The sequence below is a fragment of the Pseudoalteromonas sp. MMG005 genome, from assembly GCF_018101015.1.
Lineage (GTDB): Bacteria > Pseudomonadota > Gammaproteobacteria > Enterobacterales > Alteromonadaceae > Pseudoalteromonas > Pseudoalteromonas aurantia.
Genome location: NZ_JAGJEK010000014.1, coordinates 51,005 through 77,391, shown reverse-complemented (window position 1 = coordinate 77,391; position 26,387 = coordinate 51,005). Strand labels below are relative to the sequence as shown.

Here is a 26,387-nt window from a genome sequence, read left to right as displayed (position 1 = left end):
TTAATTCACTCCCTTTCGAACCAACGATGTAAGCATTTCTTTTAAGTCGCTACGTTGTAGTACATTCTTTATTTTGGCTGCATATTGTGGGTCAGTGGCGTAACCTGCATCTTGTAAGGCTGATAAATATTGCTCGGGTTGCGCTACTTTTTTTAATGCGTCTTGATAACGAGGGTTTCCTTGTAAGAAATCCACGTAATCATTCATGCTGTCTTTTATTGTGTCGTAGGCACGAAAACTCGCTTGTTTTTTCACTGGCAAACCATCTTCAAACTCTAAAGTCAGTTTTTTGGCACTTTGACCTTGCCACGCTTTGTCTGACTTTATATTAAATAAATTGTTACTACTCGAACCATCTGCTTTAGCAATGATATGTTTCCCCCACCCAGTCTCTAATGCGGCTTGAGCAACCATTACAGCTGGATTAAGCCCTATTTTCTTAGCTGCTGTTTTTGCGTGTTCCCACATAGTTGATACGAAAGACTCTGGATCGTTAAATGATGCACTTTCGCTTGTAGTAGATGAGGTCGCGTTCACATGCGAAGGTTGCTTATCGAGTAACTCCCCTGTAGCACGTCTGTCACTATCAAAATCAGCACCTGTACGTAATACTGACGCCGGCGTATAACCCTGTGCATTGGGTGATAACTGCTGAACAATTAAGTCTGCCAGCCCCAAACTGCCTTTACTGGACAAATCCATTGATAATTGCTGATCATGCATTTCTTCAAAAAATTTAACGCCGCTAGAGTTAAAAGGGCTATTTTTATCTTCCATCGCCTCATTCGCTTTGCGCATACTTTTCATCAACATTTGGGTGAAAATTGATTCAAATTGTTGTGCCGCTTTTTTTAGCGCTTCATCAGAGGCGTTTGGATCGCCACCGCTTTTCAGTGCATCTTTTCTCAAGCTATTTAAATCGCTCAAATCAAAGAAATTCTGCTTTTCTAACGGATTTGTATTCATCGGCTTAATGACACTTAACTATTCATAATACTTAACAAGCAAGATTCAAGCCAATAAAAAGCCCTAACTAATTAGGGCTAATATATTAATTAATAGTGATTTTTTAAATGACAACTAATTGACCATTTATTGCACCAGCTTCCTTTAGTGCTTCTAGAATAGCCATTAAATCGCCAGGAGCTGCGCCTACTTCATTAATAGCTCGCACTAAATCATCTAGACTAATGCCTGGGTCAAACACAAAAGCACGAGAATCGTCCGTATCTACGTCAATAATACTTTGCCTAGTGACAACGGTTTCCCCTTCCGCCAAAGGCTGAGGCTGATTGACATTTTGTTGTTCAGCAATTGTCACTGTCAAACCACCATGTGTAATTGCTGCTGGCTGTAATTTGACATTTTTACCTATCACTATGGTACCTGTGCGAGAATTTACGATAATTTTTGCACTTGTATCTGCTGGTTTAAACTCCAGATTTTCTAGAGTCGATAAATAAGAAACTCGCTGTGACGGGTCTCTTGGTGCGATTACACGTACAGATGCCGCATCCATCGGTTTAGCACTATTAGGACCCACCAAATTATTGATTGTATCAGCCAGACGCTTAGCAGTTGTAAAATCAGGGCTATTCAAATTAAAAGTGATAAAATCACCTTGTGTAAATGGGCTTTTAACTTCACGTTCAACAGTTCCTCCATTTGGCACTCGACCAACGGTGGGCGTATTAATGACCACCCTGCTGCCATCTAAGCCTTCGGCACCAAGACCACCAACAATCATACTTCCCTGAGCAATAGCATATACATTGCCATCCACCCCTTTTAAAAAGGTTTGTAATAGCGTACCTCCCCGTAAACTGCCCGCACTGCCAATTGAAGACACCGTTACATCAATCGTTTGACCCGGCTTAGTAAAAGGGGGCAAATCAGCATGAACCGCAACAGCCGCTACGTTCTTTATTTTTGGTTTCAAAGAAGACGGCAAAGTAATGCCGAAACCACTTAACATTGCTTTAAAGCTTTGTTCTGTAAAACGACTTGATTCACCCGTACCAGGCAAACCCACAACCAAGCCATAGCCGACTAATTGGTTAGAGCGAACGCCTTGCACCATACTTATATCCTTGACCCGTTCAGCCTTCGCTATTGGTACTAGCGTTATCAGTAATACAGATAAGAATAGATGACATAGTTTCATAATATTTGTGCCCTAAAATGGTAGCAACGTACTCATAAAGAATTGAGTTAACCAGCCTGAACTTTGTGCTTCTTGGCCTTGCCCCTTCCCTGAATACTGAATACGGGCATTCGCAATGCGATTTGACTCAACCGTATTGTCCGCAGCAACATCTGCTGCTCGAACGAGACCTTCGAGGCGGATAAACTCCTCCCCTGTATTTAAAGTCAGCCACTTTTCTCCTCGAATCACCAAATTACCATTGGGTAACACCCGCGTCACATTGACAGAAATGTTACCAAACAAACTGTTTGATTGATTTGCTTTACTGTCACCTTTAAAGGATGACTCGGACCCTAAACCAAATTGAATATTATCTCCGCCAATATTTACCGGCGTACCATTAAAGCCTAATACCGGATCTAGTTTTAAATCCGTTTCTTTATCGGTTTCACTGTTCGCTGCTTTAGATGCTTGTGTTGACTCTCTTAGTACAACAGTAATGATATCGCCTGTGCGTAGCGCTTTCTTATCTGCATATAAATCATTCGAACGATTTGGATTAAATAATGACCCAGTCGCAACGACTTGCTCTAAATCTTGTTCTGGATACATAGGTGCATAATAAGGGTCATCACGCACAACCTCACTATTTTGTGTCGACACGCAACCAGAAAGCAAAATCAATGCCGCCACAATCATACATAAAGCACGCATACAACCTCCTAAAATTTATAACTGTTGATTGATATAACTCAGCATCTCATCCACTGAAGAAATCACTTTTGAGTTCATTTCATAGACTCGCTGGGTTTCAATTAAGTTGACCAACTCTTCAGTCACATTGACATTAGATGTCTCCAGTGCTCCTTGCACTATAGAACCTAACCCATCCGCACCTGGATTCCCTTGCACTGGTGCTCCACTCACCGCTGTTTCCGTATATAAATTCTGACCCATTGGCTCTAAACCAGATGGGTTAATAAAGTCACTTATAACTAATTGCCCAATAACCGTATTTTGTGCTTGCCCTGCGACTCTCACTGATACTTCGCCGTCTTGTGAGATTGTGATCGACTTAGCATCATCTGGCACATTCATTTCTGGTTGCACAGGGAAACCTGCACCTGAAGTAACCACTCTACCATTCTCATCGGTCGTAAATTGGCCATTACGGCTATACCCAATGGTGCCATCTGGCATTTGAATTTCAAAAAAACCAGGACCTTGGATCATCCAATCTAAGGAGTTTTCAGTACTAAGCATATTACCTTGGGAGAAATTCTTTTGGTTTGCAACAACCTTAGCCCCCGCACCGAGCATTAGTCCTGAGGGTAACTCTGTATCTTGTGACGAACGACCACCCGGCTGATTAATATTTTGATAAAGTAAATCTTCAAAAATTGCTCTGCTCTTCTTGTAACCTACAGTACTAGCATTCGCGAGGTTATTCGAAATTACCGATATATCAGTTTGCTGGGCATCTAGGCCGGTTTTACTGATCCATAACGCTGGATTCATAACATATACCTCACTTCGTTAGACTATACGCAGCAGTGATACATGACGTTCGTCAATTTCTTCTGCTGTTTTCATTAGTTTCATTTGCATTTCAAACTGCCGCTGATGATTAATCATATCGACCATCTCATGCACAGGATTTACATTAGACATTTCTAAGGCACCGCTCATTACTTTTGCTGTGGGTGATACATCACAAAAACCACATAAACCATCATCTAGCGAGCCTTCTTTTGGCCTGAATAAACCATCATTTCCTTTTTCTAATTTGGTATTATCTGCTTCAATGATCTTTAAACGATCTACCACTTCCAAAAAGTTTGCAGGTGCCCCCTGAGGGCGCACTTGAATCGACCCGTCATCGCTGAATGTCACCTTCTCTACCGGAATAGGTAAAATAATAGGACCACTTTCACCAACAACTTGACGCCCATGACTAGTTACCAGCGCTCCATCAGCAGTAATATTCAGCGTCCCAACTTTGGTATAAGCTTCTTTGCCACTTTTATCCATGACACTTATCCAAGACTTATCAGACACCGCGATATCTAGATCTCGCCCGGTTTCAACAATCGCGCCGCTGGTCATATTCGTACCAGGCCGCTCTTGCATAGCAAACACCCGAGTCGGTAACCCTTCACCAAATGCCTGCATGGAACGTGCTTGAGCAAAATCTGACTTAAACCCGGTCGTATTTGCATTGGCTAAATTATTTGCTTTAATAGCCACACCACGCAGGTTTTGTTTCGCACCAGACATAGCGATATAGAGCATTTTATCCATTGCATTGACCTAAAAATTCATCATATAAAGAACACTGCAATTATAATGCCAATTAAATTTTGACGGTAGAGTGTAGATAAGTAAGGTAAATAGAGTTAATGGCGGACCAAGGAGGGAAACATAAAAAGGCCGCATATGCGGCCTTTAGAATTAGTTCGTTATCGAATCTGTAATATTGCTTGTTGTAATGTTGAATTCACTTCTAACGCTCGGGAGTTCGCCTGAAAGTTTCTCTGTGCACTTATCAAATCAACAAGCTCATTCGTCAAGTTTACATTTGATTGTTCCAACGCCGAAGAATTGATTGACCCGAGCGTTCCGGAGTTTGGCTCTCCCGCAATTGGCTCTCCTGAGGTTAAGCTCTTTTTCCAGGAAGTGCCTCCCACTTGTTGAAGTCCTTGGGAGTTAGAAAAGCGGACCATAGCCACTTGCCCTAAAAATGTTGAATCACCGTTACTATATGAGGCTACAATTTTACCATCTGCACCAATATCTACTCCAGCTAAACGCCCTACTGTTGCACCATCTTGCTCTAGTGCTTTCACTTCAAAGCGGCTCGCATATTGAGTTGGTAATTTATTAGTGGTATTCGCTTCATCACGCCAATTCATGCTCAGTGGAGCTGGAAACGTAGCACCATTAGTTAACAACGTTGAAAGGCCTGTACCTGCACCACTTGGTAAAGGCAGTGCACCAAAGGTCCCACCAGCAACTACCGGTACGGCTGCACCAGCAACCCCTGCCGCAGAGTATGGGATCGTCGAGCTCGGTAAACCTGTTGCATCAAATGTAAACCCAGCAATAGGGTGTGGACCACCCGCCCCTGCTGTACCATCAGACGTGAAAGGCTTATTATCTATGGTACCAAATACCTCCCAATTATTGGCTGTGGCTGTTTTTCTGAAATAAAGTTGTACCGTGTGAGGTTCGCCTAACGAGTCATACACCGTGGTAGACGTTGAACTATTGAACGATGCACCAACTGCTGGATCAAAAGCAATTGTCGGTTGCGACGCTCTTGAATCAAGGTTAAACGAAGAATATACATTAGTTGTCGCTCTCGGAGCTCCTGATGCATCTGGGATTTGCATTGCCGATGCAGTACTTAAACTCACTGACGTAGTTGCACCTGTACTTGGGTCTACAGGAAACCCTTGTAAGAAATTACCTTGCGCATCTGAGATAAAATTATCCTTATTTAACTTAAATGCACCAGCTCGCGTATAACTATAATCCTGCGAGCCTAATTCAGAGCTCGTAGCAAAATAACCTTCACCTGTGATTGCCAAATCTAACGAATTGGCTGTAAATTGCAATGAACCTTGGTGAAATTGCTGAGCAACCATAGTCGTTTGTGCACCATCACCATTTTTAGTTTTTCCTGAACTAAATACTGATGATGCATAAACATCAGCAAATTCAGCCCGAGATTCTTTAAAACCCGTGGTATTTACGTTTGCAATGTTATTTGCGGTGGTGTCCAGATCTTTTTGAGCAGCCGCTAAACCTGTTAATGCAATATTAAAACTCATACTCTTACCTCTTGTACGTAAGGCCTATTCTATAAACTTTGAATTAAGCGATTTCAGCGACGTCAGTAAGTCTTACCGCGCCCGCTTTTGTGTTGATGATTATTCCGTTAGCGCCATTAACATTGACACTATCGATATTTTTAAAGGTTGCTGTCGGCAGGCTAGTAAATTCGCCGTTAATATTTGCTTCTGCCTTTATCTCATAATCCCCTTCGGGCATAGGTTCACCATCCCCATTCTTGCCATCCCACTCGAACCGAATTGCACCTGCTTTTTGTTCCCCCATATCAATTGAGCGAACTAATTGGTTTGACTCATCATAGATATTTACGACCAATTTCTCTGTCGGCTTAGCAGAAATAATAGAGCCTCGCGCTGAACCGCTAGCACTTAACTCCAAAGTATCCGATTCAAGTAACGCTTTCTTACCAACTAGGGTTGATGCTTGTAACGCAGAATTGGATGTCATTGATGCAGACAAAGACTCAAATTTTGTATTCAAATTTGAAATACCTTCCGCCATTGTAAAGCTCGTCATTTGTGCGATCATTTGGTCATTATCAGCAGGTTTGCTCGGATCTTGATAAGATAACTGCTGGGTAAGCAAGGCAAAGAAATCCTCTTGCTTTAACGTATCATCTTTTTCTACTGGCTTTTGTTTATCTGGCCACCGTAACGAATCAATATGACTGGACGTTTGACTTACTTCGCTATTCATTGGCTAGTGCCCCCGTTAACGCTGACCAAGTAGCAGAGTTTTACTCAGCATTTGTTTTGCTGCATCTGCCACCTGAACATTTGTTTGATACGAACGTGAAGCGGAAATCATATTTGTCATCTCCTCAACTACATTCACATTTGGTTTATAGATATACCCATCTTTGTCGGCACTTGGATGATTGGGACTATATTCAACCTGAAGTGGTTTATCACTTTCAACGATCCCCAATACCTTAACTCCCACTGATGCGCCTGCTGAGTTTGCATTTTGTAATTCATTTGCTTTAGTAAGTTCAGCTGCAAATACAGGGTGCCTTGCTCGATACACCTCATTTTGGCTTGAACTAATGCTATTTGCGTTAGAAATATTACTCGCAGTGGTATTTAGGCGTATGTTTTGCGCACTCATTCCTGAACCCGCTATGTCAAATACATTATATAAACTCATAATTAAGCTCCTTGACCGCCTAGGGCTTTTTTCAACCCTTTAAATTTACCTGTGAGAAATTGCAAACTTGCTTGATACTCTAATGCATTCTGTACATACAAGTTTCGTTCCACTTGTATATCAACTGAATTACCATCGCCCGTATCTGTTTGATTTGGATTACGAAATAGCTCTACACCGCTGTTTAATTTAGTACCACCGGAGAGATGTTTGTCATTGGTGCGCAGCATTGTATTGCCACTTTGCTGGTTAGATTTTGCCGCTTTAAATGCTCGTGCAAAATCAATATCTTTTGCTTTGTAACCAGGGGTATCCGCATTAGCAATGTTACTTGCTAATATTTCTGCTCGCTGAGAGCGGATGGCTATTGTCTGGGGGTGAACACCTAAGGCTTTATCAAAACTAATCGCCATAACGTAACTCCAAAAATTTGACTATATGGAGTTAAAGCAATTCTTAGGCCAAAATAAAAAAGGCGGTAAAAACCGCCTTAAGTTATTATTTTTTCTGGTATATAATTCCAGGGTTACAACGGATCATATCAAACTCATCACTCAAGCCCGCCATTGATTCCGATGCACCAAGAAACAAATACCCTTTGGGATTTAGAGCTTGGGCAAATTGAGCTATGATTTTTGCTTTCACTTCTGGGGAAAAGTAAATCAGCACATTACGGCAAAATATAACATCAAACTTACCCATCAAAGCATACGAGTCAAGTAAGTTTAGATGTCTAAAATTGACCATTTTCTTTACAGGCTCTACCACCTGTGCCATGCCGTTACCACTGTCTTTAAAAAACTTTTGCCGACGTTCGGATGATAACCCTCGAGCAAGAGCCAGTGCATCATATTCAGCATGTTTGCACATATCAAGCATAGTGTTTGAAATATCAGTACCTATAACCTGTACACCCATTTTCAAAGCGCCAGGGCTTTTAGATTGATATTCACTTGCTGACATACCTATTGAGTACGGCTCTTGTCCTGACGAGCTCGCTGCTGACCATATTTTCACCGACCGTCGTAATTCACTAAATTCTGGGAAAATCTTAGTTTTAAGAAGTTCGAATGGGTAAGAATCTCTAAACCACAACGTCTCGTTTGTTGTCATTGCATCAACAACGGCGGCACGCAATTGCCGCTCATGTGGGCTCAATGTTTTTGCAACCAACTCCGACAATGACTGAACACTAAAACGCACCATGAGTGGTGCTAAGCGACTCTTTACCAAATACAGCTTGTTATCGCCAAGCACAATACCACATTGCTGCTCTAAAAAGGTTCTAAATTGATCGTACTCGTTTTGCTGAAGATGCTTATTTTCCAAAGTATTACCGCCATTCATTAATCACAGTGAACCCATTTTTTAACCGCAGTCGCCAATTCATCTGGGTTAAACTTCGCGATAAAATCATCAGCACCCACTTTCTCTATCATGGCCTGATTAAATACACCGCTCAAAGAAGTATGTAAGATAACATGTAAAGGCGCCAACTTAGGGTCCGCTTTTATTTCCGCGGTTAACGTATATCCATCCATTTCAGGCATTTCCACATCTGAAATCAATAATCCGACCCTTTCGGTTATGTCATTTTGACAATCATCTTTAGCAATTTCTCGCAGCCTAATTAATGCTTCTTTGCCATTCTTAGCTAATTCAGTTTGAACGCCCAATGGTTCAAGTGCACGTTTAACCTGATTTCTAGCTACCGCAGAGTCATCAGCAATAAATACGATACGCTCGCCAAGGTCTTTCTGCATCTCGCCATCTGATACAATATCTTGGCTCACTTCGGTATTCACCGGACAAATTTCATTGAGTATTTTCTCAACATCGAGTATTTCCACGAGCTCATTTTCTATTTCAGTTACCGCTGTCAAATATGAATATCTACCGGCCCCTGAAGGTGGCGGCATTATTTTTTCCCAATTCATATTTACAATACGTTCAACTGCGCCAACTAAGAAGCCTTGAACAGAGCGGTTGTACTCAGCAATAATTATAAAACAATTCGCTATGTCTTCGATCGGTGGACCACCAACCGCTAGCGACATATCTATCACAGAGATAGTCTGTCCGCGAATATGTGCTACACCTCTTACATAAGAGTTAGACTTGGGCATATTAGTAAGTGGAGGACACTGCAGTACCTCCCGTACCTTAAATACGTTTATGCCAAAACGTTGACGCCCCTTCAACCTGAACAGCAATAATTCTAGGCGGTTTTGCCCTACCAACTGTGTTCGTTGGTTGACCGAGTCTAAAATACCAGCCATTTCAATCTCCTACATATAAAACTGCTTGCCGGAACGATATTTGCTTACACTACTAAGGATAAGATTTACCTTGAAGAGGTGTCACAATTAACGCAAAATCTTTATACCTTGTTTCCCCTGATAAGCATAGTCGAAACATCATGAGTTTGTTAAAAAAAACCAAAACCTGCGGGTTTTTTTGCGCGATGGTCTATATTCTAGTCAGTTACCAAGTATCTGCGAACGACTATAGCACTAAAGAACTAGAAGAATTAGCACAAAATTTTGTTGCGTCACAAACAATAACTAAAGCCGATGTAAAAACCAAGTTTTCAACACTGCCATTAGATACTCGGATCCCGTCAAAATTCTGTGTACAAGATTTGCAATTAAGTACCGCAGCTAAACCACCCTTTAATCGTCAAGTTACTGTTCAGATCCGTTGTACCCGAGCGCCAACATGGACCCAATATGTTCACGTACGGATCAATGAAATGTACCCTATTATTGTCAGTACCCAACTAATATCTAAAGGAGAGTTGCTCACAAAAGGACACTTAAAAATTGAGTACAAACCAAAACAATTCGTTCGAGCTGCGTATATTGAAGATTTATCTCTACTCATTGGAAGTAAAAGTAAACGAACTTTGCGAGAAGGTATGCCTATCGGTACGCACCAAGTATGTATGGTTTGTAAAGGCGATATGGTTACTATTTTCGCGAAAACGCGTACTTTGACAATAAAAACTTCAGGTGTAGCACTACAAGATGGTAATCTTGGTGAGCAGATTCGCGTTAAAAATCAGAAGTCTGGAAAAACAGTTTCTGCTCGAGTAAAAGATGTTGAATCTGTAGAGGTTAATATCTAAAAAATTTGCTAAAGTTAAAGGTATATTAGTCGATAACCTAAACATGGTGTTTAGTAACCTTGGGTCAATAAATTATGGTTAATAATATTAAAGGTCAGGCACAGCCAAATAGTGTGCTCAATAATGTTAAGCAACAAAAAGCTGAATTGCAAAAAAATGAGGCTCAAAATGCCGCATCGAATATTAAAACGCCGCAAAAAGCAGCAACTGATTCTGTAAGTTTAACACCACAGGCACAACAATTGAAAAGCATGCAAGATAAAGCACAAGACGCTCCTGCATTCGATAGTAAGAAAGTGGAAGAGCTTAAGAAAGCTATCAGTGAGGGCAAATATCAAATTGATGCACAAAAGCTGGCAAAAAATATAGCGGCATTTGAGTTCGATATGTATGGCTGATCACGTTAAACTCTGTATGCATAAACTCGAAGTTCAAATCTCAAATCTAACCACTTTGACCCAGTTGTTAGACTCGGAGCTTGATATTTTGGCATCCAAAACGGGTGATGGCCTCAAAGATGCTGCACGTGAAAAACTAACACTCCTCACTGCAATCCAGAAACTTGATAAAGAACTATCTACCTTTCCTTCAGAGGTTTACCTAGAAGATCCAATAACAGAGTTAACCGGAGAAATTCAAACACTATTAATAGAGTGTAAAAATAAGAATGATGTGAATGCAAAAGCTGCGCATCATGCGCAACTAAGTGTACGACAACTAAAAGAAATTTTGATTGGTACTCCAGGCTCAATCACCTATGGACAAGATGGCAGTGTTATTGCTGGTAATAGTGAATTAGTGAAAGACATTAAGGCATAGTTAATTTAATTACGCCTTTGTCTATTTTTCGAGTCAAGTTCAGTACCATTAACTTTTATTAGTAGTAAGTAACTCTTTTCACTTTTCTTGGTTTAACTTGTGTAATATATAAATCATGCACGCGCTTCATGTCTAGCTCAAGTTCCGTTGTATAAGTATCCCCAACGGCGTAAGACTTGACCACCCGGGCTCCTCTAATCACACCTTTGACCTGGCTCTTTAGCCCATCGTTTTGTGCAATTGCTCCTTTAACTGTCATTTCTGAAGACAAATTCTGTCCATATACCTGCTCTGTAAGCTCTCGGTAAGCTTCCAATTTGGACACCTTAAGCGCCATCAGCATTTTTTGTGCATCATTCATACCTGGCTGTGCGCTGAGCGGCGCATAACCGATTGCTTTAATGACTGGATAACTATCTGGCTCGACATAACTATATTCAATATGCTTATCGAACATCGAACTACAACCTGCTAACCAAAATAGTATCACTATCAAAATAATCGATTTTGAGTTCACTATCGAATAAGAAGGTATTTTCATTATTAATTGCCTCTAGAACTTAGTTACTAATTCTTAATGCACATTTCTTGCCAATAAATATGGCATATCTATTGCTGTATTAATTTATAAGCGTTCTAATGGAGATCAATCATGAATCAGTTAACCATTTTTTTGAGTATATTATTATATAGTATGGCGGCAAAAGCTGAGTGGTACGAAGTAACAGGCTATGCAAATATATTAGATAGCAACGTTGCCGATGCTCGAAAAAGCGCAGTTCAAGATGCGATTACACAAGCATTAATTTTTTCCGGCGCAACAGTATCCAGCGTACAAACGGTTGCTGATGGCTTGCTAAGCCAAGATCAATTGAAAGTCAAAGCACATGCAGAAATACAACAAGCCACTTTGATCAGTGAAGAACAAAATAATAACGATTACATGGTGACTTTACATTTAGATATATATGCAACCCAAGAACATTGCACCCATCAACAATTTAATAAGCAAGTTACCGTCACCCAGAGCCAACTTATACAACCACATCAAGCTCGTCTTGGTCAAATATTTGACATCGCAAAGGCAAGCTCCCAAAGACTGTACAACACAATGATGGAACGTGCTACAGCAATTAAAGCTGTGCCATATATCAACAGCGCTATAAATGTTCGCCCTTTTTTTTCTCAAAGGTTTGACTACGACCCAGCACTTATCGAAACCTTAAGTAACAATAGCAACAGTCAATATGTACTATTTAGTCAAATCACCGATATTGCGCAAGGTAAAAAGCTAAACAATGACTATGCGTTTTGGGAAGATGACCAATATGTACGTAGCTTTAAGGTAGATTTTGCGCTTTATGACGCGATGACCCGAGACAGACTATGGCAAAAACACTATGCTGTTCAGGGGATCTGGCCATTCGAAAAAACAACTCTTATTGATGTATATAGTGATGAATTCTGGCAATCAAATTACGGTGACCAAATACAAAGCATTTTTAATAAGGTTTCCCAAGACTTGAATAGCGCGATTGGCTGTATGCCAACTAAAGGGAAAATACTACATATTGATGGTGAACGTTTAGCTATCAATTTAGGTCGAGTTCATGGCATTAAGCCTGGGCAAACTCTTGCTATTATGCAAAAAAACAATTTCACAACCCAACAAGGGATGATACTCAATAACCACAGACAAACAATAGATCAGTTGAAGGTGCTTCAGGTTAACGACCAAACAGCAATTACGACTAACGTAAATATGAGACCACTAAGTAATATCCAGCTGAACGACATTGTCAAAGTGATTATCAAAGAAGATGACACCTTTTCCCTCAACTAGTCTAAACTCTGAGTGTAAAATGCTTATCAAAAAAACAGATTGCATTAATTCATTCAATCTATTTTACTGAGAAGTAAGATGTTGCCATACTGACAACATCAAATTTAAGGAGCGTACTATGTTAGAGAATATCGAAGGCAAAAAAATACCACAGGTCACTTTTTCAACTCGTAACAATGAACAATGGCAAAAGATCACGAGTGAAGAAATTTTTAAAAATAAAACCGTGGTCGTTTTTTCGCTTCCAGGGGCTTTCACCCCTACGTGCTCATCTACACATTTACCACGTTACAATGAACTTGCCAGTACCTTCGCTAAAAATGGCGTTGATGAAATAGTATGTCTATCTGTCAATGATACATTTGTTATGAATGCATGGGCACAACACCAAGAAGCGGATAAAATTCGCTTACTTCCCGATGGAAACGGTGAGTTTACGGATGGAATGGGCATGCTTGTTGACAAGAATGACTTAGGCTTTGGTAAACGAAGCTGGCGTTATTCCATGCTTGTCAAAGATGGTGTAATTGAAAAAATGTTCATTGAACCAGATGTACCTGGCGACCCATTCGAGGTCTCTGATGCAGACACCATGTTGGATTACATAAATCCGAGTCAAATTAAGCCCCAAGCTATTAGTTTATTTACTAAGCCTGGCTGTCCTTTTTGCGAAAAAGCGAAACGTTTGCTAAAAGAACATGACTTTAATTTTGAAGAGATCACTCTTGGCCAAGGCATAACCTCTACCAGCCTCAAAGCAATGAGTGGCAGAGATACCGTTCCTCAAGTGTTCATTGCTGGCGAACACATTGGTGGGTCTGATGATTTAGAATTATATTTAAAGAAATAACATACTGGCGTCCCCGGCAAGAATCGAACTTGCATCTAAAACTTAGGAGGTTCTTGTTTTATCCATTAAACTACGGGGACTCCTAAAACATCTTAAGTATAACAATTTCCAATTAAAATTGAATATCTTACCGTAAAATTTTGATAGAACATTAGGGGCTGTTGATCTTTGCTGTTCTATTTTTGTTCTCTTTGAGCATGCTTTTATCGCGGCACTTAATATGTGGCCTAGTAATCTAAGCGAATATTAAGCAACAAAGAGACACGGAGTACTCAAAAGAGCCGGTAAGCAGTGCTTGAGTGGCTTCTCTACTATGTTATCGGCAGACTCACATGGAATAACTATGCTACGCAGCCTCCACCCTGTATTAAACTTAGTCAAACTGCTGCAAAAATGAACCAAAAAGATCAACAGCCCCTCGTATATCCCATGATTTCATTCCTGTTTTTATCACGAACACATGTTATTCTGCTGTAAAATATCCAGCAGCATCTCAGCGTCTGAAAAGCCAACTAAGTGGGTAACAATCTGCCATTTTGAGTCAATCACAATAACACGGGGAACAGATAAATTAGGCAATGCAGCAACCAGCCCCTGAGGGGCTACGATCGCAGGAAGTGTGTTAGACATACGTCGCAAAGTTTGTTTGTAGCCTACCTTATTCCCATTAATTCCTACCATTACAGGGTTAAGCTCTCGACAAATCACTGCAAGTTCGGTTAACACACGATGCTGTTTTTTACACCAAGTACATTCTGGTGTGAAAAAGCTCAGAGTTAATCCTGGTCCATGCAAGTTGTACAAAGAGCTATCACTTCCATCATCCAACCGCCTGGTAAGCTGCTCAACATACCCATATCCAGCCCCGCTTATCATCAATATCAAAACACATAGAACGCTTCTGACTAATTTAGAAATCCCAATCAAATCCAGCATATACCATTCTTCCTCGCATAGGAGCGTAAATATATGTCACGTCATATCCACCTTCGGCACCAAATAATAACGGGGAACTCCCTGTACGGGCTTGGCTATAATTCAGTACATTATTGGCACCAATATATAAGGTAAGCTCACGCGTCCAATTAAATTGATATTTGAAATCAACGGTCGAAAATGCTGGTACATCCGTTGGTTTTAGTTTTTTGTTTTTAACATCATTATATCCAAAGTAATTATAATCTTTAAGGTTACGACTGGTTACATAAACTAAAGTCAGATCTAAGGTATGATGGATATACTGCCAATTAAAAGAAACGGTTCCCCGCTTTTCTATGGGGGCAATTGCAAAAGATGCCCTAAAGGGATCATTGTATTTATATGCTTCTGCTGATAGAGCAATATTGAACATTTTATTTAGTTGATACGAAAGCGCAAAGTCTATAGCTAACACACTAGCCGTTTGAGTTAATTGGCTCAAAACCGGTATGCCGGCATCATTACTCTCTAAACTAGCTAACCCTTTTACTTGTGTATATGCAATAGATGCGGTGTTTATCCATGTTTCGTTCTCAAAGTTAAGCGAATAACTGATACTTTTAGACCGTTCAAGTTGAGACACATCAATTAGGTACCCTTTTTGCGCATCTAGAATTCCATGATCACTTTCAAAAAATGACAAAGGCGCACGGTAACCTTGTCCAATAGACAAGCGTGACGTCAACTCCTCCGAGTGAAAAACCCTACTATCAACTCTTGGAGAGAGTAATGTTTTATCTATCTCGATTCCCACTTTCATCGGGTCAACAAAATCAGCTTTGACATGACCTAATCGCATGGCTGTCGATACTTCTAACCACGTATTTACCGTCCATGAATCTTGTAAATAGATACCTTGCACCAAATAATCAAAACTATCCGATACATAGTTATTCAGTGTTGCAAGTGCACGAGAGTGAGAGCGCATTTGCTCATTCCGATAATCTACGCCAAATGTCATTAAGTGGTCTGAATTAAAATCCCAATTTAGCCTTAGGTCGACATAATCCATATTATCTTTCGCATCATAATCAACCCCCTCATAAAATGATACTTGTTTATGATTAACACGGGCTACACTCAATGTTCCATTAAAAGACGATCCAAACTCTCTTAATACTGACCCTAGTACTTCATTTCTTTGTGTTTTTACCCACTCAGCCGTCTCCCACGGATGCCCTATATAGCGGTCATTGACATGTCCTTGAGCAAATAATGCAGGAGCTTCTCCTAATGACACACTCGCTAGCATATCTTTTACAGTACCTATATCACCTCCCAAAATAGGACCTCCAAATACCTCTGACTTAGTATGATTAAAGCGAATTCGAATATCAGTATCCCGATCAAAGTCATATGATAGTAATGTCGTAAATGATTGATTTTCTAACTGCGGACTTTCGCTCACGCCATTATTATCTCCATCATACTGCTTACGTTCATCTAATTGAACAATCATACTGGTACTGATACCATGCCCTTTTGGCACCACAGACCCCATAAAGGCAAACTTTCGATACCCGAAATTCCCTAAAGAAGCATCAAGCTCACCGCCACTTTCAGTCGGTGTTTGAGCGACTAAGTTTATAGTTCCACCAATCGCCTCTGGTGCAATGAGAGAAGCACCAGCCCCTCTTGCAACTTCGATTTTTCCAATACCTGACATTGCAACTGCATCTAGCCCATAAAACCCAGACAACATTGTGTGAAGTGGAATACCATCAACTAAAACATTCGTATGTTCACCTTTAAGGCCATTTATCATCACCCGCTTTGCACCGCACATTGAACATTCATTAGAAACTCTAATCCCTATAGAGTTGGAAATGGCCTCGCTTAAATTTGCGGCCTGAGTTGCTTTAATTTGCTGTTCTGAAATGAGTTCTGTTTTGACTATGCTGTCTTTTAATAGCCCTTTTTCATAGAGGCGCTTGCGCACCCCAACGACTTCAATACGCTCAGGGTTATTTGAAACAGGCAGTAATTTTGGAGCTTGAACTTTTCCGATATTAGCTAAGGCACCAGCAGATAGGCATAAGAAAAAGCCATAAATAAAAATTAAAATAAAGTGTAGCAACAGTAAACCCAACTTAAATGAAAACAATTATCATTTAAGTTTAAGCATCTGTAAACCTTTTACGGTAAAAGTGTAACCTTCATATCCTCAGCGGTTTAAGACTCTATTGATGAGCCGTGAATTACATAAGTTGGTACTAACTTAGTGCTACTGGCAATAACACGCTTCGACTCAATATCAATCACACGAGCATTCACCTCTACCCCATTCACTCTGTACAGCAAGGTGCCTGATAATACATGACTTGCAATTCTATCACCTGTTAGTTGTTTTATATCACGCGAAAAAACAAAATCACCATACCCCGTAACAGCGACTTGGTTGGTGGTTTTAAAATCAACAACACCGTACCCAAACTTTTGCAATTGATGAATAAAAGTTTCTGAAAGCTGGTTACCTAACTGAGTACTGACCTGCAAAGAACGATCTAAATTTACAAAAGACGCAACTGCAATATTAATCGCTTGCTCTGACACCATCGTATCGACCAAGTCTAACGCCATTTGCTCTACATAACTTTCTAGTTTCACATGGTGACTTTGTGGATAATATACGCTCGTTGAGTTCAGTACTTCAGCTTCTCCTGCCTCTAATTCATCGTACATTTTATCATTCATAGTACTCGGTTCTTTATGGCTAACGGGCTGTTTAGTTGCATACCAATCTGTCATCGTACATCCAGAAAGCACCAACAGAATACAGCTAATAGCCAAGCCTCTAATACTTATTAATAACATAATTACCTCACCGATCCGCTTTCTTCATCATAATCCCATCAGTTCGATAACTGCTGCCTAATGCATCCACAACCGTTTGCGGAATAAACCCTTGAGCAGAGCCAACTACCGCTTTACTCATTAATCCAATAATTCGTGCATTAACAAGCACTCCCCCTTGATGATTTACCAAAGTACCCGCCAACACATATTGAAAGTTTTGATCCTCATTTAATTCCAAATAATCACGGCTGAATACAAAATCTCCTTGAGGTGTCACTCGCATATAGTCTGTCGTTTTGAAATCAATCACAGAAACGCCAAAATGATGTAGCTCATGCATAAAGCTTTCCGATAGTTGATTGCCTAATAATGATGAATCATCATATTCATCATCTAGAAAAACAAAGCTCGATACTGCCAATGGGGTCTTTTGATTAACATACTGCAAATTTTCAGCCATATCTTGCATCATACCTCGGACATAGTGGTTTATATTTTTCCGACTAATTGAGGTCATTTGAGAAGCAGTATTAGGCACCGCCTTTTTGGATTGAAATAAGTGCGCACTCGCCATTGGAGCTGCCACAGTTCGAGAATCATTTGCGATTGTATCTTCAGCCTGGCTACTCGTCATTTTTGCATTAAACATCGAGCAACCAGCTGTGCATAGAAAAATTGACGCGACAAATAGAAATTTCATGATGATTCCTCGTTAGTATTCAGTTCGGTAAATTAAACCATTTCGTTGTTGGACCTTTTCATCCGTCCACATCGTATTTATCGGTATCTCAGCTGTAGCTGCTGAAACAATACGTCCATCTTGCATATTTATCAGCCTAGCATTAACTATGTAAGCATGCTGTTGCTGTGTCAGTGTTCCAGTGACGATAAAGTCAATATTTTGGCGCAGTCGTAATGACTCTGCATTTCGGCTCAAAATACTTTCTGCGTTACTCATAAGAGTCATTTGTGTGTCAAGTCGGTGCTCTATAGTATGATAACCAAGTTGAGTAAACTGGGTGAGTAGGCTTTCTTGAATCTGCTGACTAAGGCCTACTACTTGCTGATTTGCGAGTCCACTACTTAACGCATCAGCTTTAAAAAAGCTTGTAATAGCGATACGTGCGTTATTCTTACGCATACCTGTTATATTGCTCAATTGCACAGTCAAACTACTGACATACTCATGCACCGTATAAGGTGCCATGCTTTTTGCAGGCGCAATATATGCCACATGCTTAGGTGCAGGTTCTTCAACGAGTTGACACCCGCCCAATAGCGCTATCAGTATTACGAGTAAATATTGCATTGTGCGTATCCTAATATCATTTGCTTATCAAATGCAAAAAGCATACCTAAATTTGGTTACACGCACTCATGACGTATCTTAGGCCTGTCATTACAATACAATATTGCTGTTTCGTTACTCATTCAACACTGCTTGCTCGTTCTACAAAAAAGCAATGAATATTTCTATCACTTACCTACCTTCTTGCGTGTAATGTATTTTTTGTGATTTCACAGCCCAAATTGAGTACCTATTAACTTAAATAACCATTACAAACGCTGCATGATTTTAGTTTCTAAAAACTGACTCATTTATCGAGGCTTCGCAACAGCGATACAAACCCATAATAAAAAAATATCCTCAGCAGACCCATGTGCGTATTTACCCGATATACTTTAACGTATGTATGCATGGCAAAGCCTTGCCGCAACAAGTCACTTCACAAAAAAAGAATTGTTACTAACCTTGTTGTTTCTGTATTAGGTAATTAGAGAAGTCAGAGTCTTTATGTAACTCATACTTGTATATTTATGAGAAGGAATAGAGCGACCATACGTCAGTTTTGATTAAACATAATGGTCGCCTAATTAGAAATGTAGGTTAATTCAAAAAATCGATTATAAAAGTGACTTAATGTGTTTTTTTAAGTCACTAGCAAACTCACTTCTACGTAAAGCATATTCTATATTAGCTTGTAAATACCCTAACTTACTTCCACAGTCATGGCTTCGCCCTTTTATTGCGTACGCTTGCACAGCATCTTCACTCATAAGCATAGCAATTGCGTCTGTTAACTGTATTTCATCACCTGCACCCAGTGGAGTTTTTGCTAACAGAGGCCAAATATTTTTACTCAGTACATATCGACCCACCACAGCCAAATTTGAAGGAGCATCTTCAATGCTTGGCTTTTCTACTAATAGATTTAAGTCACAACTAGCGCCCGCATCAAGTACAACATCGCCAATATCTGCGATGCCAAACTTATCAACACTCTCATGCGCGACAGGCTCTACCATTATCTGGCTTTTCCCTGTTTCTTTAAATCGACTCAGCATTTCTGCTAAGTTATCCTTCGTTAAATCACTCGACGCATCGTCTATAAGCACATCTGGTAACATCACCACAAAAGGGGAGTCTCCAATAATCGGGGCTGCACAGTTAATGGCGTGACCTAGACCTTTAGCCTCACCTTGTCTTACGTGAATAATTGTTACATCTTTCGGGCATATTAACTGTATTTCGGCGAGCAACTGTCGCTTAACTCGTTTCTCTAATGTTGCTTCAAGTTCAAAACTCGTATCAAAGTGATTCTCAATCGAGTTTTTACTAGAGTGAGTAACAAGTACAATCTCTTTAATGCCAGAGGACACCGCTTCACTAACAACATATTGAATAAGCGGCCTATCAACAATGGGTAGCATTTCTTTTGGGATTGCTTTCGTTGCTGGCAACATGCGAGTACCAAGTCCCGCAACAGGAATAACGGCTTTCATTTTTTCTCCTAAATAGCCACAGGTGCTTTAATATGTGGGTGAGCCTGGTAGTTCTCCAGCTCAAAATCTTCATATTTAAAAGCAAAAATATCTTTTACTTCTGTGTTAATTTTCATTGTGGGTTTTGCATACGGAACTCTAGATAATTGTTCGTCCACTTGCTCCATATGATTAGAGTATAAATGCGCATCACCGAACGTATGAATAAAATCTCCAAGCTGTAAATCGCATACTTGAGCAATCATCATCGTTAATAATGCATAACTTGCAATGTTAAATGGTACACCTAAGAAAATATCGGCACTTCGCTGATAAAGCTGACAAGAAAGCTTCCCATCTAATACATAAAACTGGAATAAAGTATGACACGGAGGGAGTGCTTGCTTTCCCATTTGCGCATTTTCTTTTGGCGAATAATTTGTATCCGGCAATAATGCAGGATTCCAAGCGCTCACTATAAGTCTGCGCGAGTCTGGGTTGTTTTGAATTTGTTCAATAATATCTTGAATTTGATCTACAACTTCACCATTGGGACCACTCCATGAGCGCCACTGCTTACCGTACACAGGCCCTAACTCACCATCATTAGTTGCCCAGCCATCCCAAATACTCACGCCATTCTCTTTTAAATAGGCAATGTTAGTTTCGCCCTTTAAAAACCATAACAATTCGTGAATAATTGAGCGCATATGGCATTTTTTAGTCGTAACTAAAGGGAAACCTTCCTGCAAATTAAAGCGCATTTGGTATCCAAAAACACTAACGGTCCCTGTACCAGTTCGGTCTTCTTTTTTTGTGCCCTGCTCTTTTACATGGCGCATTAACTCTAAATATTGCTTCATAACTTAACTTAATTTAACTATTTGATTGCGACTGTTCTAAAGACTGTCTCTTATACGCCCAAGCCATGAGTACTGCACCGGCAATAACCATTGGCAATGATAAAATCTGCCCTTGTGATATCACACCACCATACAATCCAATATGTGCATCTGGTTCTCTGAAGTATTCAATACAAAACCTAAATATACCGTAGCCTAACAAAAATAAACCAGCAACACTGCCCGCTGGTCTTGGTCGCTTTGCAAACCAAATCAGCATAATAAATAAAACTAACCCTTCAAATAAGGCTTCATATAACTGTGAAGGGTGCCTTGGCAAAGGTCCACCAGTAGGAAATACAAAAGCCCAAGGAACATCTGTAGTTCGCCCCCAGAGCTCGCCATTGATAAAATTACCAACTCGCCCGGCTAATAACCCGACTGGGACCAATGGCACAACAAAATCTCCCACACAGAGAATCGATTTATTAGTACGAATAGCAAAAATAACAATCGCCGCAATAACGCCTAAAGCCCCACCATGAAAAGACATACCACCTTGATCAATTCTTAATAGGTATAGCGGGTTTTCTAAAAAATGGGAGAATTGATAAAATAATACATAGCCAATCCGGCCTCCAAGTATAACCCCCAACATACCATAAAACAGCATGTCACTCACTTGCTCTTTCGTCCATCCTGAGTTTGGCTTCTCTGCTTGCCGATTCGCTAGCCACATAGCAAATGTAAAACCAATTAAGTACATTACGCCATACCAACGTACGCTCAATGGTCCAATTGAAAAAATAATTGGGTCTATTTCAGGAAACTGTAAAGCCATAGCCGTCCTTTAGTTCATTATCATACTTACAGCAATAAAAAGTAATAAAGCTGCAAATATCTTTTTAATCATTGAAGTGGGTAAATACTGCGTTGCTTTAGCACCAATAGGGGCCGTAAACCAAGACGTCAGAACAATACCAAAAAGTGCTGGCAAATATACAAAACCAGCAAAACCTTGTGCCCATGTGTGATGAATGCTACCCGAAGTTACGTACCCCACAGAGCCAAAAAGCGCGATGACAATACCACTTGTAGAAGCACAACCAATCGCTTTTTTCATGTCAACAGCAAAATAAGTCAAAAGTGGAACTAGCAACGCCCCACCTCCAATACCAATCATTGCTGATAGCCCTCCCATCATAGCGGTTAAACCACTTAAAACAAGATGATTTGGTAAAGCCCGTTTTTTTTGCTGAACTTTTGTACTGCTATACAGCATTTTTAATGCTATCAACACCACACTGACAGAGAAAATAACTCGTATCGCTGCTTCTGGCAATAAACCTGCAATAAAACCACTCACTAACGCACCGAATGCAACCCCCCCCATAATCCATGGCGTAATATCCCATGGCACATTTTTTTTCTTATGATGAGCAAGCGCTGATGAAGTAGACGTAAATAAAATTGAAGCCAATGACGTTGCAATTGCCACTACTAAGATGTGAGGTGAATCCACCACTTCAAAGTATAGTAAAATACTGCTTAAAGCAGGTACAATGATAAGCCCTCCACCAATCCCTAATAACCCAGCCAAGAAACCAACACCACAGCCAAGCAAGGCACAACAAACTATCAATAGAAGGGTTTCGGTCATGAATTGTTTCTCTTCTGCTTTTTCGCGGCTATGGTAGCCTATTCTAACTATTGACGCACTAAGGAAAGTGCTATTTTGACTGGTATAACAACTCACTAAAATCATGTTCAATCATAAAACTACGTAAGAGCCTATGCACTTGCTTAACAGAAGATTGCGCCAAGCACTCATTCAAAAGCATTTCCATATCTTCAACCCGTAACCTGCGTAACACCCATTTCACCTTATTGAGTGCCGAAATATTCATACTCAAGCGGCGGTAGCCCATTGCAACCAATAAAATGGCCCCTTCAGGTTCGCCGCCCAGTTCCCCACATAAACTAAATGATAATTCAACCTCTTGGCATGTTATTGCGATATGGTTCAACACTCTCAATACACTTGGGTGATAAGGGTCAAATAACTCTGCAACTTGAGAGTTATTACGATCAACCGCCAATAAGTATTGCGTCAAATCATTGCTTCCAACGGAGCAAAAATCTACTTTATCGGCCCAATCACTTAATAAGTAAACGCTCGAAGGTACTTCCAACATAACCCCTATTTCAGGTTTATCCATTAACAAAAACGGATCAGCCCAATCATCTTGCAATTCAAAATATGCTTGCTCAATCAATTGTAAAGCTTCATCAACTTCTTCTGTACGGCTTACCATCGGCAGCATGATCCGTAAATTGCCGAGACCAACATTCGCTTTGATCATAGCCTTAATTTGATCGAGAAATATTTCAGGATGGTCTAGCGATACCCTGATCCCTCGCCAACCGAGAAACGGGTTTTCTTCTTTAATATCAAAATAATCTAGAACTTTATCACCACCGATATCCAATGTTCTCATCACAACAGGGCCTGGATGATATCGACTAAGTACTTCTCTATACCACTTTTCCTGTTCACTTTGAGTGGGAAACTGACCTTTTTGCATAAACCATGATTCAGTTCGATACAAGCCCACACCATCACAATAGTTGGCACTTACTTGCTCTGTAGATAAATTGAGTCCAGCATTTAACAATAGACTTATTTTCTCACCATCTAGCGTTTCGGGTTCTAATGCGTGCTCCGCTTCGAACTTATCATGCAGTGCACTATCATGATGTCTCAACTGTTCATATTCATGACGCAGGCTATTCGATGGGGAAATATATAACCGCCCAGCATAGGCATCTAAAATTAGATCTTTAGCTTCAAATTGTAATAATGGAATATCTTCGACGCCCCAAATGGCAGGTACACCCATCGCACGAGTTAAAATAGAAGCATGCGAGTTGGCTGCGCCTTGAACACTGACTACGCCCTTGAGCCTTTCTTTTGGGATATCGGCCAACATCATAGGTACTAACGTATGAGTAACCAATATGGTATTTTCAGGATAAACTTTTACAGTCTGCTCAGTCGCCATCAAGTGATGTAAGACTCGAAGCCCAATATCTTTCACGTCAATCGCACGCTCTTTGATATAAGGGTCTTGCATCGCATTAAATTGTGATACTAGCGAGTCTATTACATGCTTTAATGCACTTTTTGCGCACCAACCATCAACTAACTGCTGCTCGACTTGTAAACCTAAACTTTGAGCATCAAGCAACTGCTGATATACCTCAAATACAGCTAATGCTTCTTTTGGAATACTATCACTCAAAGTATTAGCCAATACTTTAAACTCTTGCCTTGTTGCTGTAACAGCTTGTAGAAAAAGCGCTCGCTGCTGCTCTACATTATTTACTTTTTGTGATTCAACACTCGTAAAATCTAGCTTGGGCAGTAAAACAAATGCTTCGCCAATTGCTATTCCAGGCATACTTGGTACGCCTTTTAATACGGATGTTTGATGAGAGAAGGCGTCCTGAGCAAGTGATGATTGAATTTCAGCATGAGCCAATTGAGAAGCCAACTGTGCAGATAAGGTGATTAAAAATGATTCTTCATCATGACTAAATACCCTCGCAATCTTTTGCTGCACCACAATAACACCCAATACTTTACGTTGGTGTACAACTGGTACAGATAAAAATGCATTATAGCCCTCTTCGCAAACTTCAGGGGAGTGCTTAAAGCGTGGATGGGATTGTGCATGTGCAATATTGATCGGCTCTTCACGCTGTGCGACTAGCCCAACAAGCCCTTCAGTAAAACCAATAACAAAATGACCGATGGCATCAGGGTTTAACCCGTCGCTTGCCATCAGTACAAAATTATCTTGACTATAATCAGCAAAATAAATCGAGCAACACTCGGTATTCATAGCGTCTTTAACTAAAGACACAAACTGACTTAATGCATCATTTAAAGTTGGCTGTTGTGCAACCGATTCTACAATACTTCGTAATGTCGCTAACACATGGCCTCACTCTTTATTTTCTATTACGCCACGGCTGGTCACGGTGGCTATGCTCTCTCTTATGAAAAGGCATTGCAAATGGCGCAAACTCCTTCATCACCCTTCTATATACATCTCGTTTAAATGATACAACTTGCCTGACAGGATACCAATAACTAACCCATCGCCAATCATCGAACTCAGGGTGGTGAGTATGAAGTAAGTCGACATCCTCATCTTTACATCGTAATTTTAGCAAAAACCATTTTTGTTTCTGACCTATACAAACTGGGCTTGAGTCCCTACGGATCAAACGCTTTGGCAGTTTATACCGTAACCAATGCTTGGAACTTGCTACAATCTCAACATCTTCCGGTTTCAAACCAACTTCTTCGTTGAGTTCCCGATACATTGTTTGTTCAGGGGTTTCACCTTCATCAACACCACCTTGGGGGAATTGCCAGGAGTGCTGCCCATATCTACGTGCCCAAAACACCTGTCCTTGATTGTTACAGATAACAATTCCGACATTGGCACGAAAACCTTCGGCATCAATCACCTTAGTGCCTCTTTTATAAGTCGATTTTTAATGATTGTTCCACAACTTATGCCACACAGCAAACATTATTCACGCTTTCACTCATGTTATCCACAGCTTGCCAAATTAAAAGAAGGGAAAAGGCTAATATACAAACAAATCCACAATTTACATATAATTACCCCGCCTTTTCCACAGTTTCTGTGGATAATTATGTTTATATAGTTGTATTTATCCAAAATCTAATGCTGCGTGCAATATTAGCACTTGTCACAAAGCCTCTCTTTTCATTTAGTATCAATAACTTAATCAAAAACACTGTATAAATATGCGGTTTTTATTTAAACAAAAAACACTTAGTACAAAAAACAACCGCACATTTTGTGTGATCAGAACAATTTAAAGTGAAGTTGAAAGCAGATTGGGAGAGTTTGAACCTTTATACTGCACACCGGACTCAGCCTTTATGCTTTAATACAACAAGGAAAAGCATAACTTTCCAACTCTAGTTAAAAGTTAGCAAGGCTGCTAACTACTAGGATTAATCTACTCAATAATTATTTTAACTCAGCAGCTTTTGCGTATTTATCAACGATTATGTTGGCAATTTCATTTAACTTACCCTGCGTGTTGTCAGCCGCTATATTTGTGACGAGAAATATACCCCCCCCTGTTCAGGATATAGGGCTAACCAACTAGAAGTC

General features: G+C 40.2%; 28 protein-coding genes and 1 tRNA gene. 5 read left to right on the top strand and 24 right to left on the bottom strand.

Going from position 1 to position 26,387, the window contains the following annotated elements:
* From flgJ to J8M01_RS12390, 11 genes are all read right to left on the bottom strand, one after another.
* Positions 1-966, bottom strand: a complete 966-nt coding sequence (gene flgJ, locus J8M01_RS12440) for a flagellar assembly peptidoglycan hydrolase FlgJ (RefSeq protein WP_211058171.1) — start codon at positions 964-966, stop codon at positions 1-3.
* Positions 967-1,069: 103 nt separating this feature from the next.
* On the bottom strand, positions 1,070-2,164 hold the full coding sequence (locus J8M01_RS12435; protein WP_192506813.1) for a flagellar basal body P-ring protein FlgI: 1,095 nt from the start codon (positions 2,162-2,164) through the stop codon (positions 1,070-1,072).
* Between the two features lie 12 nt (positions 2,165-2,176).
* Positions 2,177-2,860, bottom strand: coding sequence for a flagellar basal body L-ring protein FlgH (flgH, locus tag J8M01_RS12430; RefSeq protein ID WP_211058170.1), 684 nt, complete (start codon positions 2,858-2,860; stop codon positions 2,177-2,179).
* A gap of 15 nt (positions 2,861-2,875) precedes the next feature.
* The gene (gene flgG, locus J8M01_RS12425) at positions 2,876-3,664 is read right to left on the bottom strand and encodes a flagellar basal-body rod protein FlgG (RefSeq protein ID WP_010362181.1); all 789 of its coding nucleotides are present in this window, start codon (positions 3,662-3,664) and stop codon (positions 2,876-2,878) included.
* An 18-nt stretch (positions 3,665-3,682) separates the two neighbouring features.
* A complete protein-coding gene (locus J8M01_RS12420) occupies positions 3,683-4,447 on the bottom strand; it encodes a flagellar basal body rod protein FlgF (protein ID WP_211058169.1) in 765 nt (254 codons plus the stop codon).
* 158 nt (positions 4,448-4,605) lie between these two features.
* Positions 4,606-5,979 carry a flagellar hook protein FlgE gene (gene flgE, locus J8M01_RS12415; protein WP_211058168.1) on the bottom strand — a complete coding sequence of 458 codons (1,374 nt, stop codon included), beginning with the start codon at positions 5,977-5,979 and terminating at the stop codon, positions 4,606-4,608.
* A gap of 43 nt (positions 5,980-6,022) precedes the next feature.
* The gene (locus J8M01_RS12410; protein ID WP_211058167.1) at positions 6,023-6,697 is read right to left on the bottom strand and encodes a flagellar hook assembly protein FlgD; all 675 of its coding nucleotides are present in this window, start codon (positions 6,695-6,697) and stop codon (positions 6,023-6,025) included.
* 15 nt (positions 6,698-6,712) lie between these two features.
* Positions 6,713-7,147, bottom strand: a complete 435-nt coding sequence (gene flgC / locus J8M01_RS12405) for a flagellar basal body rod protein FlgC (RefSeq protein ID WP_192506808.1) — start codon at positions 7,145-7,147, stop codon at positions 6,713-6,715.
* Between the two features lie 2 nt (positions 7,148-7,149).
* Entirely contained in the window at positions 7,150-7,560 is a 411-nt protein-coding gene (gene flgB, locus J8M01_RS12400; RefSeq protein ID WP_192506807.1) for a flagellar basal body rod protein FlgB, read from the bottom strand.
* A gap of 85 nt (positions 7,561-7,645) precedes the next feature.
* Positions 7,646-8,476, bottom strand: coding sequence for a protein-glutamate O-methyltransferase CheR (locus J8M01_RS12395; protein WP_211058166.1), 831 nt, complete (start codon positions 8,474-8,476; stop codon positions 7,646-7,648).
* Between the two features lie 17 nt (positions 8,477-8,493).
* The gene (locus tag J8M01_RS12390; RefSeq protein ID WP_192506805.1) at positions 8,494-9,426 is read right to left on the bottom strand and encodes a chemotaxis protein CheV; all 933 of its coding nucleotides are present in this window, start codon (positions 9,424-9,426) and stop codon (positions 8,494-8,496) included.
* 140 nt (positions 9,427-9,566) lie between these two features.
* Between J8M01_RS12390 and flgA the strand changes: the two genes are divergently transcribed.
* From flgA to flgN, 3 genes are all read left to right on the top strand, one after another.
* Positions 9,567-10,274 carry a flagellar basal body P-ring formation chaperone FlgA gene (gene flgA, locus J8M01_RS12385; RefSeq protein WP_192506804.1) on the top strand — a complete coding sequence of 236 codons (708 nt, stop codon included), beginning with the start codon at positions 9,567-9,569 and terminating at the stop codon, positions 10,272-10,274.
* Between the two features lie 74 nt (positions 10,275-10,348).
* Entirely contained in the window at positions 10,349-10,672 is a 324-nt protein-coding gene (gene flgM, locus J8M01_RS12380; RefSeq protein WP_192506803.1) for a flagellar biosynthesis anti-sigma factor FlgM, read from the top strand.
* Positions 10,665-11,093, top strand: coding sequence for a flagellar export chaperone FlgN (gene flgN / locus J8M01_RS12375; protein WP_211058165.1), 429 nt, complete (start codon positions 10,665-10,667; stop codon positions 11,091-11,093). The genes flgM and flgN overlap by 8 nt, the downstream gene beginning before the upstream one ends.
* 58 nt (positions 11,094-11,151) lie before the next feature.
* Here flgN and J8M01_RS12370 read toward each other — a convergent pair whose 3' ends face one another.
* Positions 11,152-11,634 carry an LPP20 family lipoprotein gene (locus tag J8M01_RS12370; protein ID WP_211047560.1) on the bottom strand — a complete coding sequence of 161 codons (483 nt, stop codon included), beginning with the start codon at positions 11,632-11,634 and terminating at the stop codon, positions 11,152-11,154.
* Positions 11,635-11,745: 111 nt separating this feature from the next.
* Here J8M01_RS12370 and J8M01_RS12365 point away from each other — a divergent pair, with 111 nt between their 5' ends.
* Positions 11,746-12,936 (top strand): flagella assembly protein FlgT, encoded by a 1,191-nt coding sequence (locus J8M01_RS12365; RefSeq protein ID WP_211047561.1) that lies wholly within the window; start codon positions 11,746-11,748, stop codon positions 12,934-12,936.
* A gap of 118 nt (positions 12,937-13,054) precedes the next feature.
* The gene (locus J8M01_RS12360) at positions 13,055-13,786 is read left to right on the top strand and encodes a glutathione peroxidase (protein WP_192506799.1); all 732 of its coding nucleotides are present in this window, start codon (positions 13,055-13,057) and stop codon (positions 13,784-13,786) included.
* A 5-nt stretch (positions 13,787-13,791) separates the two neighbouring features.
* Here the strand turns inward: J8M01_RS12360 and J8M01_RS12355 are convergent.
* The 12 genes from J8M01_RS12355 to rppH form a co-directional block, all read right to left on the bottom strand.
* Positions 13,792-13,866: transfer RNA gene (locus J8M01_RS12355), tRNA-Arg, on the bottom strand.
* Positions 13,867-14,236: 370 nt separating this feature from the next.
* Positions 14,237-14,722 carry a hypothetical protein gene (locus tag J8M01_RS12350; protein WP_211058164.1) on the bottom strand — a complete coding sequence of 162 codons (486 nt, stop codon included), beginning with the start codon at positions 14,720-14,722 and terminating at the stop codon, positions 14,237-14,239.
* A complete protein-coding gene (locus tag J8M01_RS12345; protein WP_211058163.1) occupies positions 14,697-16,841 on the bottom strand; it encodes a TonB-dependent receptor in 2,145 nt (714 codons plus the stop codon). The genes J8M01_RS12350 and J8M01_RS12345 overlap by 26 nt, the downstream gene beginning before the upstream one ends.
* 95 nt (positions 16,842-16,936) lie before the next feature.
* Entirely contained in the window at positions 16,937-17,578 is a 642-nt protein-coding gene (locus tag J8M01_RS12340; protein WP_192506796.1) for a FlgO family outer membrane protein, read from the bottom strand.
* A 7-nt stretch (positions 17,579-17,585) separates the two neighbouring features.
* A complete protein-coding gene (locus J8M01_RS12335) occupies positions 17,586-18,209 on the bottom strand; it encodes a FlgO family outer membrane protein (protein ID WP_192508507.1) in 624 nt (207 codons plus the stop codon).
* Positions 18,210-18,272: 63 nt separating this feature from the next.
* A complete protein-coding gene (locus J8M01_RS12330) occupies positions 18,273-18,869 on the bottom strand; it encodes a FlgO family outer membrane protein (protein ID WP_211047565.1) in 597 nt (198 codons plus the stop codon).
* 596 nt (positions 18,870-19,465) lie between these two features.
* Positions 19,466-20,344 carry a UTP--glucose-1-phosphate uridylyltransferase GalU gene (gene galU, locus J8M01_RS12325; RefSeq protein WP_211058162.1) on the bottom strand — a complete coding sequence of 293 codons (879 nt, stop codon included), beginning with the start codon at positions 20,342-20,344 and terminating at the stop codon, positions 19,466-19,468.
* An 8-nt stretch (positions 20,345-20,352) separates the two neighbouring features.
* A complete protein-coding gene (locus J8M01_RS12320; RefSeq protein ID WP_211058161.1) occupies positions 20,353-21,186 on the bottom strand; it encodes a thymidylate synthase in 834 nt (277 codons plus the stop codon).
* Between the two features lie 13 nt (positions 21,187-21,199).
* Positions 21,200-22,006: a prolipoprotein diacylglyceryl transferase gene (lgt, locus tag J8M01_RS12315; protein ID WP_211058160.1), complete on the bottom strand. Its 807-nt coding sequence runs from the start codon at positions 22,004-22,006 to the stop codon at positions 21,200-21,202.
* A 9-nt stretch (positions 22,007-22,015) separates the two neighbouring features.
* Positions 22,016-22,825, bottom strand: a complete 810-nt coding sequence (locus J8M01_RS12310; RefSeq protein ID WP_211058159.1) for a sulfite exporter TauE/SafE family protein — start codon at positions 22,823-22,825, stop codon at positions 22,016-22,018.
* A gap of 70 nt (positions 22,826-22,895) precedes the next feature.
* On the bottom strand, positions 22,896-25,166 hold the full coding sequence (gene ptsP / locus J8M01_RS12305) for a phosphoenolpyruvate--protein phosphotransferase (RefSeq protein WP_211047570.1): 2,271 nt from the start codon (positions 25,164-25,166) through the stop codon (positions 22,896-22,898).
* A 13-nt stretch (positions 25,167-25,179) separates the two neighbouring features.
* The gene (rppH, locus tag J8M01_RS12300) at positions 25,180-25,704 is read right to left on the bottom strand and encodes an RNA pyrophosphohydrolase (RefSeq protein ID WP_192506789.1); all 525 of its coding nucleotides are present in this window, start codon (positions 25,702-25,704) and stop codon (positions 25,180-25,182) included.
* Positions 25,705-26,387: the final 683 nt, after the last annotated feature.

Coding starts and splice junctions, on each gene's coding strand:
- J8M01_RS12340 (WP_192506796.1), bottom strand. CDS start 17,578: ATGTTATTAATAAGTATTAGAGGCTTGGCTATTAGCTGTATTCTGTTG.
- J8M01_RS12420 (WP_211058169.1), bottom strand. CDS start 4,447: ATGGATAAAATGCTCTATATCGCTATGTCTGGTGCGAAACAAAACCTG.
- J8M01_RS12365 (WP_211047561.1), top strand. CDS start 11,746: ATGAATCAGTTAACCATTTTTTTGAGTATATTATTATATAGTATGGCG.
- J8M01_RS12370 (WP_211047560.1), bottom strand. CDS start 11,634: ATGAAAATACCTTCTTATTCGATAGTGAACTCAAAATCGATTATTTTG.
- J8M01_RS12350 (WP_211058164.1), bottom strand. CDS start 14,722: ATGCTGGATTTGATTGGGATTTCTAAATTAGTCAGAAGCGTTCTATGT.
- J8M01_RS12435 (WP_192506813.1), bottom strand. CDS start 2,164: ATGAAACTATGTCATCTATTCTTATCTGTATTACTGATAACGCTAGTA.
- J8M01_RS12320 (WP_211058161.1), bottom strand. CDS start 21,186: ATGAAGCAATATTTAGAGTTAATGCGCCATGTAAAAGAGCAGGGCACA.
- flgE (WP_211058168.1), bottom strand. CDS start 5,979: ATGAGTTTTAATATTGCATTAACAGGTTTAGCGGCTGCTCAAAAAGAT.
- flgJ (WP_211058171.1), bottom strand. CDS start 966: ATGAATACAAATCCGTTAGAAAAGCAGAATTTCTTTGATTTGAGCGAT.
- flgG (WP_010362181.1), bottom strand. CDS start 3,664: ATGAATCCAGCGTTATGGATCAGTAAAACCGGCCTAGATGCCCAGCAA.
- flgN (WP_211058165.1), top strand. CDS start 10,665: ATGGCTGATCACGTTAAACTCTGTATGCATAAACTCGAAGTTCAAATC.
- J8M01_RS12390 (WP_192506805.1), bottom strand. CDS start 9,426: ATGGCTGGTATTTTAGACTCGGTCAACCAACGAACACAGTTGGTAGGG.
- J8M01_RS12310 (WP_211058159.1), bottom strand. CDS start 22,825: ATGACCGAAACCCTTCTATTGATAGTTTGTTGTGCCTTGCTTGGCTGT.
- J8M01_RS12330 (WP_211047565.1), bottom strand. CDS start 18,869: ATGCAATATTTACTCGTAATACTGATAGCGCTATTGGGCGGGTGTCAA.
- flgH (WP_211058170.1), bottom strand. CDS start 2,860: ATGCGTGCTTTATGTATGATTGTGGCGGCATTGATTTTGCTTTCTGGT.
- galU (WP_211058162.1), bottom strand. CDS start 20,344: ATGAAAGCCGTTATTCCTGTTGCGGGACTTGGTACTCGCATGTTGCCA.
- flgA (WP_192506804.1), top strand. CDS start 9,567: ATGAGTTTGTTAAAAAAAACCAAAACCTGCGGGTTTTTTTGCGCGATG.
- J8M01_RS12410 (WP_211058167.1), bottom strand. CDS start 6,697: ATGAATAGCGAAGTAAGTCAAACGTCCAGTCATATTGATTCGTTACGG.
- J8M01_RS12335 (WP_192508507.1), bottom strand. CDS start 18,209: ATGTTTAATGCAAAAATGACGAGTAGCCAGGCTGAAGATACAATCGCA.
- flgC (WP_192506808.1), bottom strand. CDS start 7,147: ATGAGTTTATATAATGTATTTGACATAGCGGGTTCAGGAATGAGTGCG.
- flgM (WP_192506803.1), top strand. CDS start 10,349: ATGGTTAATAATATTAAAGGTCAGGCACAGCCAAATAGTGTGCTCAAT.
- flgB (WP_192506807.1), bottom strand. CDS start 7,560: ATGGCGATTAGTTTTGATAAAGCCTTAGGTGTTCACCCCCAGACAATA.
- J8M01_RS12360 (WP_192506799.1), top strand. CDS start 13,055: ATGTTAGAGAATATCGAAGGCAAAAAAATACCACAGGTCACTTTTTCA.
- lgt (WP_211058160.1), bottom strand. CDS start 22,006: ATGGCTTTACAGTTTCCTGAAATAGACCCAATTATTTTTTCAATTGGA.